This is a genomic window from Paenibacillus cineris (genome assembly GCF_018333335.1).
Taxonomy (GTDB): domain Bacteria; phylum Bacillota; class Bacilli; order Paenibacillales; family Paenibacillaceae; genus Paenibacillus_AQ; species Paenibacillus_AQ favisporus.
Window position 1 is genome coordinate 2,682,090 of sequence record NZ_BORU01000001.1, and the last position, 16,410, is coordinate 2,698,499.

Genomic DNA, 16,410 nt, shown 5'->3' on the forward strand with positions numbered 1-16,410 from the left:
ATGCAGGAATTATCTTTAAAAGAGCGGCTTTTGATTTTATCGGAAACGATCCGGATGACCGAAAAGGCATTTGCGCACTGGGAGAGTGCAACCATTACACCTGATGATTTGGGGGAAGCGGCAAAAGAGTTTTTCGACAAAGCCGCAGCGGCCGGGAACCGGGCTGATTTTCAAAAGGTAATGTGGGCGTATTTTGGACAGCTTCGTAACGCACATTCGAATTATATCGACAGGGCGGCGCCGTTCCCGCATGGCGGGGCATTTCCATTATCACTGCTGGAGTCGGATGGCTCTTGGCTTGTAAAGGAAGACGACACCGGGCTTACCCACCCCGGAGATATGGTGGTATCCATTGCTGGCAAATCGATAAATGATTGGCTGAATGAGCTGAACCAGTGGCTCAGGATTACGGATTGGCGTATGATGGCTGGCCGCCTACCTATGTATATTTCGCATTTTTACATGAAGGAGCAAGCAGATATCGAATTGTTGAATGAGCAGGGCCATACTCGAACGGTTACGTTATCTCGTCAGCCTATAGATTATAACAGTCACAACAATGGCGATACATCAGGAAAATGGCTGCAGCAAGACAAAATTGCATATATACATATTCCAAGCTTTAACCATTCGAGGTTTGAAGAGAAGGCTCTCGAGCTGATCGGGGAATATCAACACGCCTCATCGATCATCATCGATGTGAGAGGAAACGGCGGCGGGAGCACGCCGGGAAGGTTAATCCACAAACTTATGAACCGGCCGTATCGGTGGTGGAAAGAGATGGCGCGCCATCCTGAGTTTTTATACCGTCGGCATCCGAATGCCGAAATATCGTTTACAACGGATTATCGGTATTCCGTATTTGATCCGGACTATACGCAACCTTCGGTCGAAACCTCCTACCAAGGGAATGTCATCATCTTGGTGGATCGATTCACCGGTTCTGCAGCCGAAGACTTTACCATGCCGTTTATTGACAACGGAAGAGCAATCATCATCGGAGAGATTACTTACGGTTCAACCGGTCAGCCGCTCGTTCAGCATTTCGATGACGGCAATATCGTTGTGCTGGTCGGAGCCATCCGCTCCTATTTCCCAAACGGGGACCCCTTTGAGGACATCGGTATCGTACCTGAAATCGAAGTTCCGGTGAGGAGAGAAGATCTGTATCAACGCAGGGACAGAGCGCTGGAGAAGGCGCTTGAGGTTATCAAAAATGCATGATTGTAATTCGATAATAAAACGAAGGTCGGGCATACAGTGCCCGGCCTTTATTATTTTGTGAGGACATAAAACCCAATTTATTTTTCAACTAGGGATTGTCATGCGGAAGAATATGCCTTAATATATTCGATAATGATAATCATTATCATTGTCATTACATACACAGACATCGGTACGCATCGATAGGAGGTGAATTCTTGAATACGAAGGAAGGAACAACGACTAGGTTGGGAAGAGGCTATTATGCAGTGATTTTAATCTTGATGATTCTAATCGCGTTATCCGCTGTCTTTTCCGTATCGATTGGACAGGTACATATTCCTTTCAGGCAGGCGTGGGAGATCATCGTGCATGCCTTGACCAACGGTAAATGGGGATCCATGAGCCATGTCGAGAGCGACTCCTACGTCAACATCATTTTGCAAGTCCGGATGCCCCGCGTTATATTTGCCCTTTTGATCGGCATGGGGCTCTCCTTATGCGGAACGATCATGCAGGCGGTCGTGCAAAATCCGCTCGCTGACCCGTATATTCTCGGCATTTCGTCTGGCGCATCCTTGGGAGCAACCTTTGCAATCCTGGTCGGATTCGGCAGCGGTGCGCTGCTGTCTCAGTTCGGCGTCGCCTTCGGGGCTTTTGCCGGGGCCATGGTGACGTCGATTGCCGTGCTGGTGTTATCCAGCATCGGAGGCAAAGCGACATCGGTAAAGCTCGTCTTATCCGGCGTCGTCATCGGTGCCTTGTGCAGTTCTTTTTCCAGCCTGGTCATTTATTTTGCCAACAACGCGGAGGGCATCAAGACCGTCACATTTTGGTCCATGGGCAGTCTGGCTTCCTCCAGCTGGGATAAAACGCCAATCATGGCGGCGGTTGTACTGCTCGGCTGCGCATTGTTCCTATTGCAGCACCGTGTGCTCAATACGATGCTGCTCGGGGACGAGTCAGCCATTACGCTCGGGATTAACTTGAGTGCCTACCGCAAGTTTTATATGATCGCCGCGGCGCTTATTACCGGTACGATGGTCGCTTATGCAGGCATGATCGGTTTTGTCGGTTTAATCATTCCCCATATCGGCAGGGGGATCTTTGGCGCGGATCATAAGCGGCTGACGGCAGGAACGCTGCTGCTGGGCGGATTGTTCCTGATCTGGTCGGATATTTTATCCAGAACGCTGATTCATAATGTGGAACTGCCCATCGGGATCATTACGTCAGTGATCGGCTCGCCGCTGTTTATCTACATGATCGTGAAAAAAGGCTACAATTTCGGAGGGTGAGACATGGAGTTGACCGCAAAGGAAATGCAAGTCCGGATCGGCAAAAAAGATATCGTCAAGAACGTTTCGATCCAGGTCAAAAACCGGCAGTTCGTTGGCCTGATCGGTCCCAACGGATGCGGGAAATCCACACTGTTGAAAAGCATATACAAGAGCCTGGTTCCGCAGAAAGGGACTGTTTATTTAGACGACCTGGATGTGCTGAAAACGAACGAAAAGAAAGTGTCGCAGCGGCTTGGTGTCGTTGGCCAGTTCAATGAGATGAATTTTGATTTAACGGTCCAGCAGATGGTCATGCTGGGCAGGACGCCGCACAAGAAGCTGCTGGAATCCGACAAAGCAGAAGATATGGCGATTGTGGAAGAAGCTTTGGCGAGAACGAATTTGCTGGATTATAAAGAGCGCAGCTATTTGTCGCTGTCCGGCGGGGAAAAGCAGAGGGTCATTTTGGCGCGGACGATCGCGCAGCAGCCTAAATTCATGATTTTGGATGAACCGACGAATCATCTCGACATTCGGTACCAGCTCGAAATTTTAACTTGTGTAAAAGGGTTGGATATCGGGGTGCTGGCCGCGCTTCACGATTTGGAAATGGCCGCTCATTACTGCGATTATCTCTATGCGATGAAGCATGGCGAGGTATATGCGCATGGCACGCCTGAAGAGGTGCTGACGCCGGAGAACATTGAAGCGCTGTATCAGATCAAGTGTAAGACATATATCAATCCGGTTACGAACGGGTTGGGATTTGCTTATGGTCTATAAAAGGGGAGGAAGACAAGTGAAAAAACATCTGCTGCTGACTGCCGGGATTGCGGCAATACTGGTGCTCAGCGCCTGCGGAAATGCGGCGAAAACCAGTGAACCGGAGGCCCAGGCTGCCAGCCACTATCCGGTAACGATCGAAAATTTCACGAAGGCGGAAGGCGGAACGACCTGGGAGAAAAAAGATCAGGTATTCGATAAGGCGCCAGAACGCATCATGGCCAATACCCGCCCGGCAGCGGAACTGCTGCTTCACCTTGGACTTGGCGACAAAATCGCCGGGGTCGGTGCAAATTTCGGGGCGCCGGATCCAGCGGTCGAATCGGAATATAACAAACTGAATATCCTTAGCGACGAGTATGTCGGCAAAGAGGTTACGCTGGGTACCAATCCTGACCTGGTTTACGGACGGGGCGGCTTATTCGATAACGCCGATTGGGGAGTCGGTACCGTGGACACCTTGAACGGCATGGGAATCAAAACCTATGTTCTGGAATCGTCCGTGACCGGGGGAACCTATGACTCGATTTACAAAGATATTGAACATCTAGGTGAAATTTTTAACGTACAAGATAAGGCCGAGTCGTTCATCCAGGAACTGAAAGGGAAGCAGGAAGGCATCGCTTCCAAACTCGCGGGGATCCAAGCCGAGAAAACATTCGCCTATCTCCATATGAGCGACCCGAAGGAAGTGAGCGTATACGCAGCCCAACAAGAAACTTTTTTTAATGATGCGTTCAAAATGGTCAAGCTGGACAACGTCTTTAAAAATGAAACAGGCGAGGTCAGCGTCGAAATGCTGATTCAGGCAGACCCGGATGTACTCATCATCCCGGACTGGAGCACGACAGGCGGCACGACCCAGGATAAGCTCAAAGAGGCGCTTTATGCAAATCCGAAATTGTCCAGCATGAAGGCGATCAAAAACAAGCAAATCTATGCGGTGGACTACAACTATATGTTTGGCTATGGCTACAATACGATCGACGGGATGGAAAAGCTGGCCAAAGAAATGTATCCTGACTTGTTTAAATAGTTTCATATCCTATAGAATCGCCGCTCCTCCATCAGATTTCCTTCCTTCTGATTTGTGTAAATAAGAAGTAACAGCCTGGGCCATACTATGCCAATAGGAAATGAATGGGAGGTGGGAGCGATGAGCGAGACCAGCATTACGATTCATTTTGTCGGCGGAGAAGCACTTAATATTATATCCGATGACGTCAGCGGTGTAATTTCCAGGCTGAAGAGCGAGGAATGGGTAGAATTGAATGAGCATCAGGTGCAAACTTCGAACATTTCCTTTTTTACCGTGTATGAGTCCGGCTTTGGCAAAAACAGCGAAAAACAGCTTCCGTCTAAAAGCTGAATGGGTCATTAGCATACCGAACGACAGCCTGGAACGATCCGGGCTGTTTTTTTGTCGTGAAAACTTTCATATCTATACCCAGCAGGCAGATGGGCTGCTCGTCCATTCCGTTATCCTCGACTAAGGTCTAGTGATTACTCTGGCCTTTTGATAGGTGTGCTCCATGCGATTTTCCTTATAATGAATATTATACATAACCAAACAGGAAGAAACTGGGGGTACAAATGAAAAACATAACCACAGGGACGACCGCCGTACTTGCCGTCATGCTGCTCGCAGGCTGCGGAACCGTGGACGATGCTGCACAAAAGCTCAAGCAGGGGGCGCACGAAACGGCAATGACTGCCGGAACAACGGTCATGGATACAGTGAGCGGTATCGAAGAAAGCATCGAAAGCAAGGGTGACAGCATTCAGCTTACAGCCGTACAGGAAGTTGGGGCGGATTCATCGCTACAAATTCACCATAAAGCAGGGAATATCACTCTTGTACGGGGTACAGGAAATAAGATCACCGTGGAGACCACCATCTGGTTTTTAAATGATCAAACTCACCGCAATATTGCCGAGCAAGCGGAAACCTCCATTGTGGATAACTACGGCACGATGGAAATCGTGACACATGCAAAGGGGGATCCCAAACGAGATTTATGGAATTGGGCAGAGTCCCGTTTCGGGAAATCCGAGCTGTTAATTGAGTATGTCGTCAACGTGCCGGATCGGATTACCGGTTATGAAATTGTTAACGATGTCGGCGGCATCACGATGAAAAACCTGAACGGATCGTATCAGGTTGAAAATAGTGTTGGTCGTATAACCGTTGAAGGAGCGCATGTTGCAGGGAATTCCAGAATCCAATCGGATGCCGGAAGCGTCCGTGTGGACATCCAGGAAATGGAGAAGGACAGCACACTTCAGGTAGGCACCGATGTAGGCGGAGTCCAAGCGGCACTTGCAACTTCCTTGTCTTGCACCTTGAAGGTTCAGAGCGAACTCGGAACTGTTTCCGGTGTATCGAGCGGTTCCACCGACTTCAACGGCGGGGGGCCGGTCATTACGCTGTCCTCTTCGGTCGGAGCGATTTCGGTTGAAGAAGCCATTTGAAATTAGTGATTTGAAACCAATGGATGATTAGATGATCTGTGATTATCTTTAGCACCATGAAGAGGCTGCCCCTGGGTCCGTAGACCTGGGGACGGTCTCTTTGTTTGTTCGACATTAACTTTGAAAATATTGCCTAATCCCCAAAATATTTATATTCCTTACGCCAAATTTACTATAAGATATAGGAAGTACAGTCGTAATTTGGGGGTTCGACCACATGGAAAACAATTACCTCGCCGAGGTTCGACGACGTTGCATCGCTTATGGAATGCAGCCAACAGATGTTCCCTCACCCGTAACAACCGTGTCCGAAGAGCATCTACAGAGACAGAAGAGAGTATATGCCGACATACTGGAGGTTACCAAGGGATTTGGAGAGAACACGATTCAATTACTAAACGGGCAAATGGTTTCATTCCTCGTCACGGATGACAAAGGTTTGGTAATTGATTCCTTCGGTGATCGGATTATTAGAGAACATCTTTCACAGCTGAATATTAAAGAAGGGAGCTTGCTGATTGAGAGAGAGGTGGGGATATGTGCGACGCTGATAACACTGGAGAACAAGATTCCGTTTCAAACGGTAGGGACGGATCATTATCATCTTGTTCTGCACGAATCGGCCTGCCACAGCGTCCCTTTTTCGGTTCCAGGAAATCATGGGGTGCGCGAAGGAACGATCTCCCTGATGACAAGCATCGTTGATTTCAGCAATTACCAGCTCGCCATGCTTGTGAATATGGTGGAATCTATGGGAAGGGAGCTGAAGCTCAGGAAAACGAACCAGCGGCAGCTGGATCTGCACCATCTCATGGTCGACAATTTGGATACCGGAATTCTTTTGGCTGACCGCTCCGGAACCGTAGTCGATTTCAACCACGTCGCATTGAACATCATCCCCGATTATATTTCCGTCGGACAGTCCTCCTATCAAATTACGGAGCTCGGACCGCATTTTTTGCAAACAATCGCTAACGGCCAGCGGCAGCGAGGAATCGAGGTTCATTTTCACGCCGGCGGGACACACACGGTTTGCCTTGCCGACATCATTCCGATATTTGAAAATGGGATCATCCAAGGCGCCTATGCTCAGCTGCGGGATATTACCGAACGTTATTTGCTGGAGCAGCAGATCATCGTCAGCGAAAAGCTGTCGGCCATCGGCAAGCTGGCCGCCGGTTTAGCCCATGAAATCCGCAACCCGCTTACCTCCATCATGGGCTTTGTGCAAATTATCCGCGAGCGGCCGCTGGACCCGGACACGGCCCGTTATTTGGGTTTCGTACACGAGGAGCTGGTGCGCGTCAAAAATCTCGTATCGGATTTTGTCACGATGTCCAAGCCTTCTTTTCCAATCGTCAAGCCGATCGAAATTAATCTGTTCCTTGACAGCGTCCTTGATTTTATGGAAGGACAGGCCGCGCTGCACGATATCCGGTTTATCCGGGATTACCATACCGGCGACCAGGACATCCTGTATGCCGATGCTTCGCAAATTAAGCAGGTACTGATCAATATTTTACAAAATGCCGTTGAAGCGTCTCAGCCTAAAGAAGCCGTAACCTTAAAATCTACCATACAAAACAAACATCTAACCATCACTATTTCTGACAATGGCAGCGGTATTAGTCCTGAAAACCTCACAAAAATACAGAATCCTTTTTTTACGACCAAAGAGAACGGAACGGGTCTGGGTCTATCCGTATCCTACCGCATTATTAACAATCATAACGGAGAGATCATCGTCGATTCCAGATTGGGTGCAGGAACGGAATTCAATATCCGATTACCTTTGTCAGGCATTTTAAAGGAGTGTCCTGTGTGAAAAATGTCGTAGAGCTCTTAGTTGAAACGCTGGTCAGTCTGGATATTCAGCATGCTTTCGGAATTCCGGGCAAATCGGTTGCCCCTGTGATTCTGGAATTTGGCAACCAGGGAATCGAATTTATTCTGGGAAGGCATGAAAGCGGGGCGGGTTTTGCAGCCGGAGGTTATGCTTTTGCGGGGAAAAAGCTGGGGGTGGTCGTCGGAACTTCAGGACCGGGAGGGACCAATCTGGTCACTGCCGCAGCGCATGCGAAAATGAACTGCCTTCCCGTTCTCTTCATCACGGGACATCAGTCGGCGGCGGAAACAGGGATCCCGCAATGCCAGGATTCCTCGTTATTCGGCATCGATTTGGCGGAAATTATGAAGCCCGTTACGCTGTTCAGCACGATGGTTTCCCGCGCCGATACCTTCCCGGCGATTCTTAATCATGCGCTTCGCGAAGCTATGACCGGACGCAAAGGTCCGGTACATCTGTGCATCCCGTTTGATGTGATGATTTCGCCGGTAGCCGAGACGAATATCCATATTCCGTCAAGCCGTCTAAACTATGCCGCAACCAATCTGACGGATGTGGTGAATCAGGTGCGAACCGCCCGAAACCCGGTCATTCTGGCAGGAAAGGGGGTCGTCCTCTCCGGAGCTCAGGAGCCCCTTGCCAGGTTCGCCGAGCAGTTTCAGATTCCCGTCGTCACAACTCCCGGTGGCAAGGGGAGCATCCATTCGATGCATGCACAATATTACGGACCTTTTGGTCTTGGAGGACACCAAAAAGCCAAGCACCTGCTGGAGTCGGGTGTTGATCTGATGCTGGTGATGGGATCGCGGTTGAGCGATACCGCACTGGCGGGCTTGGACCGTTCTTATTTCCCGCAAAGGATCATTCAGTTCGATATCTCTTATGAATTTATGGGCGGAATTATCCAGGCTGAGCATACGCATGTGTTCGGCGATATCGCAACGAATCTGGAGGAGCTGCTGCGCCTGTATCCGAATGACAATGTGAGTGATGACGTGCGTGTTGGTGAGCGGTATCATGATCCGCTGCCCGAGCTTCAGTCCCTTTCGGTCGCGGAAGTCTGCCAGGCGGTAGGGGATATCATTCCTGAGCAAACCACGCTTTTTGCCGATGATGGCGCACATGGGTACCATGCGGTCCGTTGGCTGGATGTAAAGCCGGGCGTCACCTTTTTCTTCGATTCCTATTTTGCTTCGATGGCCAATGCGATCGGGATGGCGATTGGTACAAAATTTGCCGACAGGGACCAGAACGTCATCTGCTTGACGGGAGACGGCTGTTTATTTATGCTGGGCTCCGAAATCTCAACCTGCGTCGCCGAGCAGCTTCCGGTTATTTTTATCGTCATCAATAACGGACAGCTGGATATGGCATTAAAAGGGATGCGCGAGTTTACCGGAAGAACCGACGGCACGGTCTTTAAGCAGCCTTTGGATGCCGCAGCGTATGCGGCTTCCATGGGAGCGGACAGTGCACGGTGCACGACGCTCAGCGAATTTACGCATGTGTTTAAACAGGCACTGCAGCTCAATAAGCCTTTTGTGATTGACGTGATCGTGGACAAAGAGGAGATCCCTTCCACCTTGGCCCGGCAAATGAAGCTCGATTAAGGTATTTTTGCATACCGAATTGACCGGATTACGCGAGAGAAGCGCCTATATGGCGCTTTTTTATTTTTGCTGGGAAAATCATGTGAGTATTTAGCCCTAATTCTTTGAAAAACGGTTTTCATAGCCAGTTATTTCTATTAGCATAATGCTAACAACTCTAAATGGAGGTATCAACAAGATGTATTCATTTCAGTCATTGATCTCAAGGAACAAGCATTTTAAATTATTCTGCTTCGTTGCTCTTTCCATCCTGCTCTTTGGGATGTCGAGTCTGACCGCCTTTGCGGCATCGCCGGGAAAAACCGTCAACGCTTCGGCGAAACTGGCATACAACCTCAAAGGACTTCATCATAAACTGGCGGTTCAGAAAGCTTATATTGCTTCGAAGTACGTATATGTTACCCAGCGGTCCAAAGGGACGGTCTATCTATCAAGACTGGTTATCAACGGCAATACCGCTACTTACAAGGATGAAATGAAGATCACCAATGCCGGTCACGGGCAAACGCTTGATATGTATACCTACAAAGGGATCAATTATTTTTACTTCAGCTCAAAAGCCGATCCTTCAACAAGCAATTATTGGTCGCTCCAGGTCGCGAGACTTCAATATTCGGCCGGCAAGACCTTGGATTATACGGACCTTCACCGGTTCACGTATATGAATTACGCCAACAAAAAGGGCACAAGACTAGGCGACACGTACCGTGTTGACGGCGGCGGAAACAGCACATATACCTTTTTCCGGGTTCAAACGAAACAAGGAAAGGTCACCTGGTCCGTTTATGATACGGTTAAACTGAACAAGCTGCTGGACAGCAACGAGCAGGTCCGTCTGGATAGTGCGGCGGCGAAGGCAGCGTGTGTATCCAGCTTTACCCAGTCGGGCAGTGCCATCGTGAGACCGAACGGCTCCTTCCAAGGCGCCGACCTGCTTGGCAAAACGGAAATTTATACGTCTGGCGGCGCTGAAGGAAACACCCCGCAGATTGCTATGATATCTAACACAGGAGCTTATAAGAGTCTGGTGAAAATCACCAACGTGGGAAAACATGAAATTGAGGGTGTACAAAACAAAAACGGGAACGTTTATTTTAATATCGTAACCAATCCCGACAGTAAGCAGAATACCCAGAAAATTTATTACGTTCCAGACAGCATTTTTTAATCGCGATCGTGTGGGCTGGTTCGCTGAAAAGACAGAAAACAACCTGAGCATGGTTCAGGTTGTTTTTCTATTGGCAGCGATGATGTGATTTTTCCAGGCGTCCGTTACCATGATAAAATAGTACGGAGCTAATCAACGGCCAGTTATTTAACGAATCGTCATTGCAAAGGAAAGGTGAAGAAAATTGTCAGCCAAGACGAATGCCTGCCGAATACTCGACACGCTTCAAATCAAGTATTCGCTTCACGAATATGAATGGGACGAAAATCAGCTGGATGCGGCAACGGTTGCCGCGAAAGTAGGGCTGGAGCCCGGCCAGCTGTTCAAGACGCTCATTTTAAAAGGGGATAAGACAGGGGTCATCGCAGCTTGTATTCCAGGCGACCGGGAATTGAATCTGAAAAGTCTGGCCGCTGCAAGCGGCAATAAAAAAGTGGAGATGGTGCCTGTGAAAGACATTCAATCCTTAACAGGGTATATCCGGGGCGGCGTGTCTCCACTGGGCATGAAAAAGAAGTATCCGCTGTATATGAATGCATCCGTGAGCTCCATGGAAGTCGTCAGCATTAGCGGAGGAAGACGGGGGCTGCAAATTTTTCTAAGTGGACAAGACTTAGCGGCAGCTGCTGAGGGAGTGCTGGCCGATCTTGTGTACAGTAGCCCGCAATGATGGAACGGGTTCAAACACATGAACCTGTAGGTCCAATCAGATTTTGCCTATTGAACTCAAAAGCTGCATAAATGCGATAAAAAAGCCGCCAATTACCACTAAAACAATGACCATAATCAGTACAAATCTTTTTCCATCCATCGTTAAACACCTCAGGATGATTATACCAAAAGATAGCCCTGATCCATAACAAATATGGAAAGCAAGGCGTTAAAAACAATCTTATTTATCCATAATTAGTATAGAAGAAAGGAAGGATTGATTATGAACGTACTGATTATCGGAGCCAATGGCCAGATTGGCCGGCATATTGTAAGAAAGCTGCAGGAATCCGACAAGCACAATGCCATCGCAATGGTACGAAGCGACGAGCAGAAAGCGGCATTTGAAGAGCAGGGCGTGCAAGCGGTGCTTGCTGACCTGGAAGGAAGTATCGATGAGATTGCCCGCGCTGCCGAGGGGGCGGATGCAGTCGTATTTACTGCAGGCTCGGGCGGCCATACAGGAGCCGATAAAACGATGATGATTGATTTGGATGGTGCAATCAAGTCGGTGGAGGCTGCCAAACAATCTGGGGTGCGCCGCTTCATCATGGTGAGCGCGATCGGGGTCCATCACCGCGAGCTTTGGATGGAGAGTGCGCCTTACTACAGCGCCGCGAAGCATTATGCGGATATTTGGCTTCAGCAGAGCGGCCTGGATTATACGATTGTTCGCCCAGGAGGGCTGATTAATGAACCCGGAACGGGGAAGGTCACCGCGGCGGTTGACTTGGATCGGGGGGAAATTCCCCGCGAAGATGTGGCTGAGGCTATACTAGCATCATTGGAAAATCCTCATACGATCGGTAAAGCTTTTGATATGATTAGTGGTGAAACCCCAATCCTGGAAGCGTTAAACGCGTTATAAACACACCGTAGAGACCGGAGGGGGATTTCTAGGTAAACCAGGTTACGGTAAGTACATCGTAATAAGATTGAAGCCGCTGAATAAGCGGCTTTTTGCCGCGATGTCCTACCCTGCCGCTCCGTTTCATCAGCGATCATTGGTTGCAAAGGTCGAAAGGATCAAGGAGGATAACCGATCGTTATCACGAAATAAGAAAGATTCCGAATTGTTTCCCGCCAATGTAAACCTAGTAGCAATATGCCGAGTAATTTGAAAAGGAGCGGAGGATCATATGCATCGTCATCCATCGTTTGATTTGCTGCTTCACGACGACGAAGAACTGGCAGAATATCTAGGCAGCCCGGTCTCACAACGGATCACCATTCATGAATGGCCGTTATCGTGTGTTCAGCGCATGGTTACGGAGCAGGGAGGCCGTTACATTTATAAAGTGCAGGCCCCGCCGACACTGGAAGCCAAATTTTATGCTTGTGCCCAATCTCCGCTCCTGGTACCGGTTCGCGTGATCGAAGCGAAGGACCATATGACGGCTATGCTCATGGAAGAAATCCAGGCGCCGCGGCTGAAGGACGTTCCTTTAAAAGATTCGGAGGCAGCCAGCATCGCCACTGATCTGATAGACATGATCTCACAGATCCATGGAGATTTGCCTGTCATGTTCGACATTAGTACGGAAGAAGGATGGGCCGCATATATCGAGGCTGCTCTTCATGATATTTCCGAATGTATTCACGAAGGAAGCTTCAAGGAAGTGGACATCGGCAAAGTCAACGAACTGCGCGAGTGGAGTCAAGCCCCGGCATTGCTTACCGAACTCCGTTCACCTTCAGGATATGTTCATGCAGACCTCAAAGCGGAAAATGTGCTGGTGACAAACGACGGGTACCGGGTCCTCGACTGGCAGCGCCCGATTCGGGGGCCGGTATCACTGGATGCTGCTGCTTTATTACATTCGCTGGGTATTGATCCTGTTCGTTACGTCCCGATCGGCATTATGCAAATCTATCATTTCCTGCATCTCGCATGGTATGCCCAAGCGGCCAGGAAATGGGTTCCTCAAGGGAAGCCGTGGTTCGACCGCCTTATTGCCGAAATTGCTCGCGACCTCGAGCTGAAGCAGATCTAACTTAGCAGCGACTAACCGCAATACAAAAACTACCGGCCTTCGGTACGAACATACCTCTATCCTGCTGATGAGGCTCGTCTCGACCGAAACGTTCCTGATACGTTAACTAAAAGACACCTCTTACATGCCATGGCATTTTAGAGGTGTCTTATTATGTTCATAACTACATTTTCAGCTCAGACGCCGATCTTTGACCTTTTGAAAAGGACAGCGTTCGCTTATTTTACAGCCGTATTCTTGAAAAAGTCGATGGGCGCCGTGCCTTCGGCTTTCCATACCGTGCCGCGCTGCTCGTACTGGAATAAGTTTTCTACAGCGTTAGCGATCTGCGGCCCCAACTCGCGTTCGACCAAATATAGAGCTACGTCCAATCCCGAAGTCACGCCTCCGCCGCTGACCAGGCGTGGTCCATCCTCAACAACTCTGGCCTCTACCGGGATTGCGCCCGCGGCACTTAACGCAGCCATGCCAATCGGATTGGTCACGGCATGCCGGTCTTTCAGCAGTCCATCCATCGCAAGCAATAAGGAACCTCCGCATACCGTTGCTACCGTCACTTCTTTATCGTTCATTGCCTGTTTGATCATGCTGGTTAAGGACGTTTGCTTCGCCTTCCAAAGAAGGTTCGGAATGGTATCAGGAGTATTTCCCGCCGGCTTGCCAGCAGCACCAGGCACCACAATAATTCCCGGTTGATGGGGGTCCAGCTTGGATTTCGCTTCCAGAGAGGGTCCACCCAGCCCGCTCGGAACAGAACGCTTGCCTTCTGCGGACACCAGTTCGACCGTCACTTTGTCACCGGAATACATACCCGCAGCGGTAAATACTTCATAGGGCGCCAAGGCGTCGAGCAAATCGAATCCATCGAACAGCACGACTTGAACATGAAGGTTATCCTTCCTGTTTTGATTGTCTGGTGCAGCATTTGCACTTGCGGCGGGGACAGCCAGACTGAGTGCCAATGCCAATGACAAAAATAATGCAAACATCTTTCTCATTTCTGAATCTTCCTTTCTCTTCGCACCAAGCCAAGGTAATATAGCTCATGCGTTTTTTATTCGCAGTAGAATCATATCAAGCGAATATCACAAACGGCGTTCTATAAAAGTCACAAAAGGATCAACAACTCCTCACAATACATCGAACCGTGAATATATGAAAATGTTGACTCCAAAACGAGAACAATCCTTAACCCATCGCACTAAAGCAAACTCTATAATAAAACTTGTCATAAACAATCTTAAGCCTTGGACGGTTAAAGCACAGGAGATTTATTTTACAGAATGTTTTTTGCGCGGATGAAGGAGGCGTTAAACATGAGAATAAGACGCAGGCATTTCAGAGCAGCAGTCCTTGTGTCCATTGTGGCAGCCGTTCTTACGGGGTGTGCTAAAGGGACGGAACCAGCAGCGGCCGCGCTGTCTTCGGCTGATATCCCTATTCAGCCGCAGCAGGGAAAGGAGCTCATTTGGAACGGGAATATCCCGTATGATCTCCCGGTCATCGATTTCGTCGATTCCATAAACGGATTTGCGGTCAAAGAGCGTACTGACGCTCAACTAAGGCTGCTGTCCACCCAGGACGGCGGGACACAGTGGCAGGAACAGAATTTGCCTGGGAAGTATATACGCAGCCTGGATTTTATCAATGCCAAAACCGGGTATGCTTTGGTCGAAGACAACTGTTCCAGCAGCGCAGGACAGCTGCAGTGCAAACAGATCCGTCTGTTGAAAACCGGAGACGGCGGCCGCAGCTGGATTACAAAATGGAAGTCCGAATCCCAAGAGGAGCACAGCCAAGGCAATCCCGTTCTGCGGAAATTGTCGTTCGTAAATGAGGAAAGCGGGGCGATGCTCGTAAACGGCCGCCTGCTTCTCACACAGGATGGGGGAAATCATTTTCAAACGGCTGTGTTTGGAATTCAGGACTTCAAACCGATCAGCACAAGCTTTCCAAAAGCCGGCACCGGCTATGTGGTCGGTACGGTCGGCAAGGATGATACCAAGCTTGCTGTTGTAAAGACTAATAATGGTGGGCGGACATGGTCCAAGCAGCTGGATCTCTCTGCGAAGGATTCGCCTTTGTCCGCCTTTCAAATCCAGTTTGCGAGTGAAAATACCGGATGGCTGCTGACAAATGAGAAGGGGATGCTGAGCGGGGACGTTTACCGTACTGTTGACGGTGGTAAGCATTGGACTAAAATGAGCACACAGCGGACGGGTCGTCCTTATGTAAACGGTATTCAGCTGATCGACGGGAAATCCGGCGTAATTTCGCTGCACCCGGGCGCGGGACCGATCGAAGGAGGCATTTGGCTGACGAAGGACGGCGGCCGCAGCTTTACCCGTGTGAGCAAGGCGGTGGCAGTAAATCAGGTACAGATGGTGTCCGCTAAGGTAATATGGGCCGCCGTCGACGGGATGAACGGCTCCGATTTTCTCATTCACTCGACTGACGGGGGAATAAGCTGGCAAGAGTCTTATCCGATATCCGAGCCGTATGGCAGTCCGACGGAGGACATGGCTTTTATCAATCGTCAACACGGATTTGGCATCGGGACCCAGCTGGACAGCGGTAAGGTCCTGAAAACGATCGACGGAGGGGCGAGCTGGAAGATCATCGCTTCCCTGGATTCTTATATCCGGCTCGAGAAAATCAGCTTTGTCAGTGGGAAAGAAGGCTTCATGATGGCTTTCCGGGATAAAGACCCCCAGCATGTTTTATTGAAAACCCAGGACGGCGGGCTCACCTGGCATGAAGTTTTCAGCGAATCGCTGAACAAGCTGGGGATATCCGACGTTTCAGCCTTCCGGTTTTTTGACACAAATCATGGCGTCTTGTTCGCCACAGGAGAAGGGAAGACTATTTATCGCACTTCGGATGGCGGAAAGACCTGGGGCAAAACGCTGGTGAGCAAAGAAATTAGTGAAATGCAAGTCTCCTTGACCTCCTATACCAGTGGATGGCTGCTGAAGCAGACGGACACCAAGGGAAGTCTTGAGCTCATTCGGTTCGGTGCGGACCATCCGGAGGAGACGGTATTGACGCTGGACAAGGACTGGTATCCGGATGCGGTCTATTTTAGCGATGAAACGCACGGGTATATGCTTTTTGAAGATTTCGAAGCCACAGACGGTGTGATCACGCGGCTCTTGATGACTGCTGACGGGGGCCGCACCTGGACGGATCATCCTTTTCCCGCAGATGCCGAGATGGTAGACGTCCGATCGATTGGCTTTTCCGATCCGCAGCATGGCTGGATTCAGTTCCTGCAGGGAACTGCCGTAACGGCTGATGGCGGGCTGAGCTGGTCCGTTCAGCAGTGATCATCGACAGGGCTAGC

At 49.6% G+C, this 16,410-nt stretch carries 14 protein-coding genes; 13 read left to right on the top strand and 1 reads right to left on the bottom strand.

All coding sequences use genetic code 11. From position 1 onward, the window contains the following. The 12 genes from KI379_RS12545 (at nucleotide 1) to KI379_RS12600 (ending at nucleotide 13,067) form a co-directional block, all read left to right on the top strand. The gene (locus KI379_RS12545; protein ID WP_212983757.1) at nucleotides 1-1,224 is read left to right on the top strand and encodes a S41 family peptidase; all 1,224 of its coding nucleotides are present in this window, start codon (nucleotides 1-3) and stop codon (nucleotides 1,222-1,224) included. Between the two features lie 197 nt (nucleotides 1,225-1,421). Then, on the top strand, nucleotides 1,422-2,501 hold the full coding sequence (locus KI379_RS12550) for a FecCD family ABC transporter permease (RefSeq protein WP_244879274.1): 1,080 nt from the start codon (nucleotides 1,422-1,424) through the stop codon (nucleotides 2,499-2,501). A gap of 3 nt (nucleotides 2,502-2,504) precedes the next feature. Then, a complete protein-coding gene (locus tag KI379_RS12555) occupies nucleotides 2,505-3,266 on the top strand; it encodes an ABC transporter ATP-binding protein (RefSeq protein ID WP_076165590.1) in 762 nt (253 codons plus the stop codon). A 16-nt stretch (nucleotides 3,267-3,282) separates the two neighbouring features. Continuing rightward, nucleotides 3,283-4,302 (top strand): ABC transporter substrate-binding protein, encoded by a 1,020-nt coding sequence (locus tag KI379_RS12560; RefSeq protein ID WP_212983758.1) that lies wholly within the window; start codon nucleotides 3,283-3,285, stop codon nucleotides 4,300-4,302. Nucleotides 4,303-4,422: 120 nt separating this feature from the next. Next, the gene (locus KI379_RS12565) at nucleotides 4,423-4,635 is read left to right on the top strand and encodes a hypothetical protein (protein ID WP_076165586.1); all 213 of its coding nucleotides are present in this window, start codon (nucleotides 4,423-4,425) and stop codon (nucleotides 4,633-4,635) included. Between the two features lie 224 nt (nucleotides 4,636-4,859). After that, complete coding sequence (locus tag KI379_RS12570; RefSeq protein WP_212983759.1) at nucleotides 4,860-5,738, top strand: hypothetical protein; 879 nt, start codon at nucleotides 4,860-4,862, stop codon at nucleotides 5,736-5,738. Between the two features lie 511 nt (nucleotides 5,739-6,249). Then, on the top strand, nucleotides 6,250-7,563 hold the full coding sequence (locus KI379_RS12575) for a two-component system sensor histidine kinase NtrB (RefSeq protein ID WP_212983760.1): 1,314 nt from the start codon (nucleotides 6,250-6,252) through the stop codon (nucleotides 7,561-7,563). After that, nucleotides 7,560-9,194: a thiamine pyrophosphate-binding protein gene (locus tag KI379_RS12580; RefSeq protein WP_212983761.1), complete on the top strand. Its 1,635-nt coding sequence runs from the start codon at nucleotides 7,560-7,562 to the stop codon at nucleotides 9,192-9,194. Before KI379_RS12575 ends, KI379_RS12580 begins: the two co-directional genes overlap by 4 nt. A gap of 178 nt (nucleotides 9,195-9,372) precedes the next feature. Beyond that, entirely contained in the window at nucleotides 9,373-10,362 is a 990-nt protein-coding gene (locus KI379_RS12585) for a phage baseplate protein (RefSeq protein ID WP_076165580.1), read from the top strand. Between the two features lie 184 nt (nucleotides 10,363-10,546). Beyond that, nucleotides 10,547-11,032, top strand: coding sequence for a Cys-tRNA(Pro) deacylase (gene ybaK / locus KI379_RS12590; RefSeq protein WP_076165578.1), 486 nt, complete (start codon nucleotides 10,547-10,549; stop codon nucleotides 11,030-11,032). Between the two features lie 264 nt (nucleotides 11,033-11,296). Continuing rightward, nucleotides 11,297-11,941 carry an SDR family oxidoreductase gene (locus KI379_RS12595; RefSeq protein WP_076165576.1) on the top strand — a complete coding sequence of 215 codons (645 nt, stop codon included), beginning with the start codon at nucleotides 11,297-11,299 and terminating at the stop codon, nucleotides 11,939-11,941. Nucleotides 11,942-12,212: 271 nt separating this feature from the next. Then, nucleotides 12,213-13,067: a phosphotransferase gene (locus tag KI379_RS12600; RefSeq protein ID WP_076165575.1), complete on the top strand. Its 855-nt coding sequence runs from the start codon at nucleotides 12,213-12,215 to the stop codon at nucleotides 13,065-13,067. A gap of 218 nt (nucleotides 13,068-13,285) precedes the next feature. On the opposite strand, the gene KI379_RS12605 is transcribed toward KI379_RS12600, so the two are convergent. Further along, entirely contained in the window at nucleotides 13,286-14,065 is a 780-nt protein-coding gene (locus KI379_RS12605; RefSeq protein ID WP_076165573.1) for a DJ-1/PfpI family protein, read from the bottom strand. Between the two features lie 318 nt (nucleotides 14,066-14,383). Between KI379_RS12605 and KI379_RS12610 the strand changes: the two genes are divergently transcribed. After that, a complete protein-coding gene (locus KI379_RS12610) occupies nucleotides 14,384-16,393 on the top strand; it encodes a WD40/YVTN/BNR-like repeat-containing protein (RefSeq protein ID WP_212983762.1) in 2,010 nt (669 codons plus the stop codon). The last annotated feature ends 17 nt before the right edge of the window (nucleotides 16,394-16,410 follow it).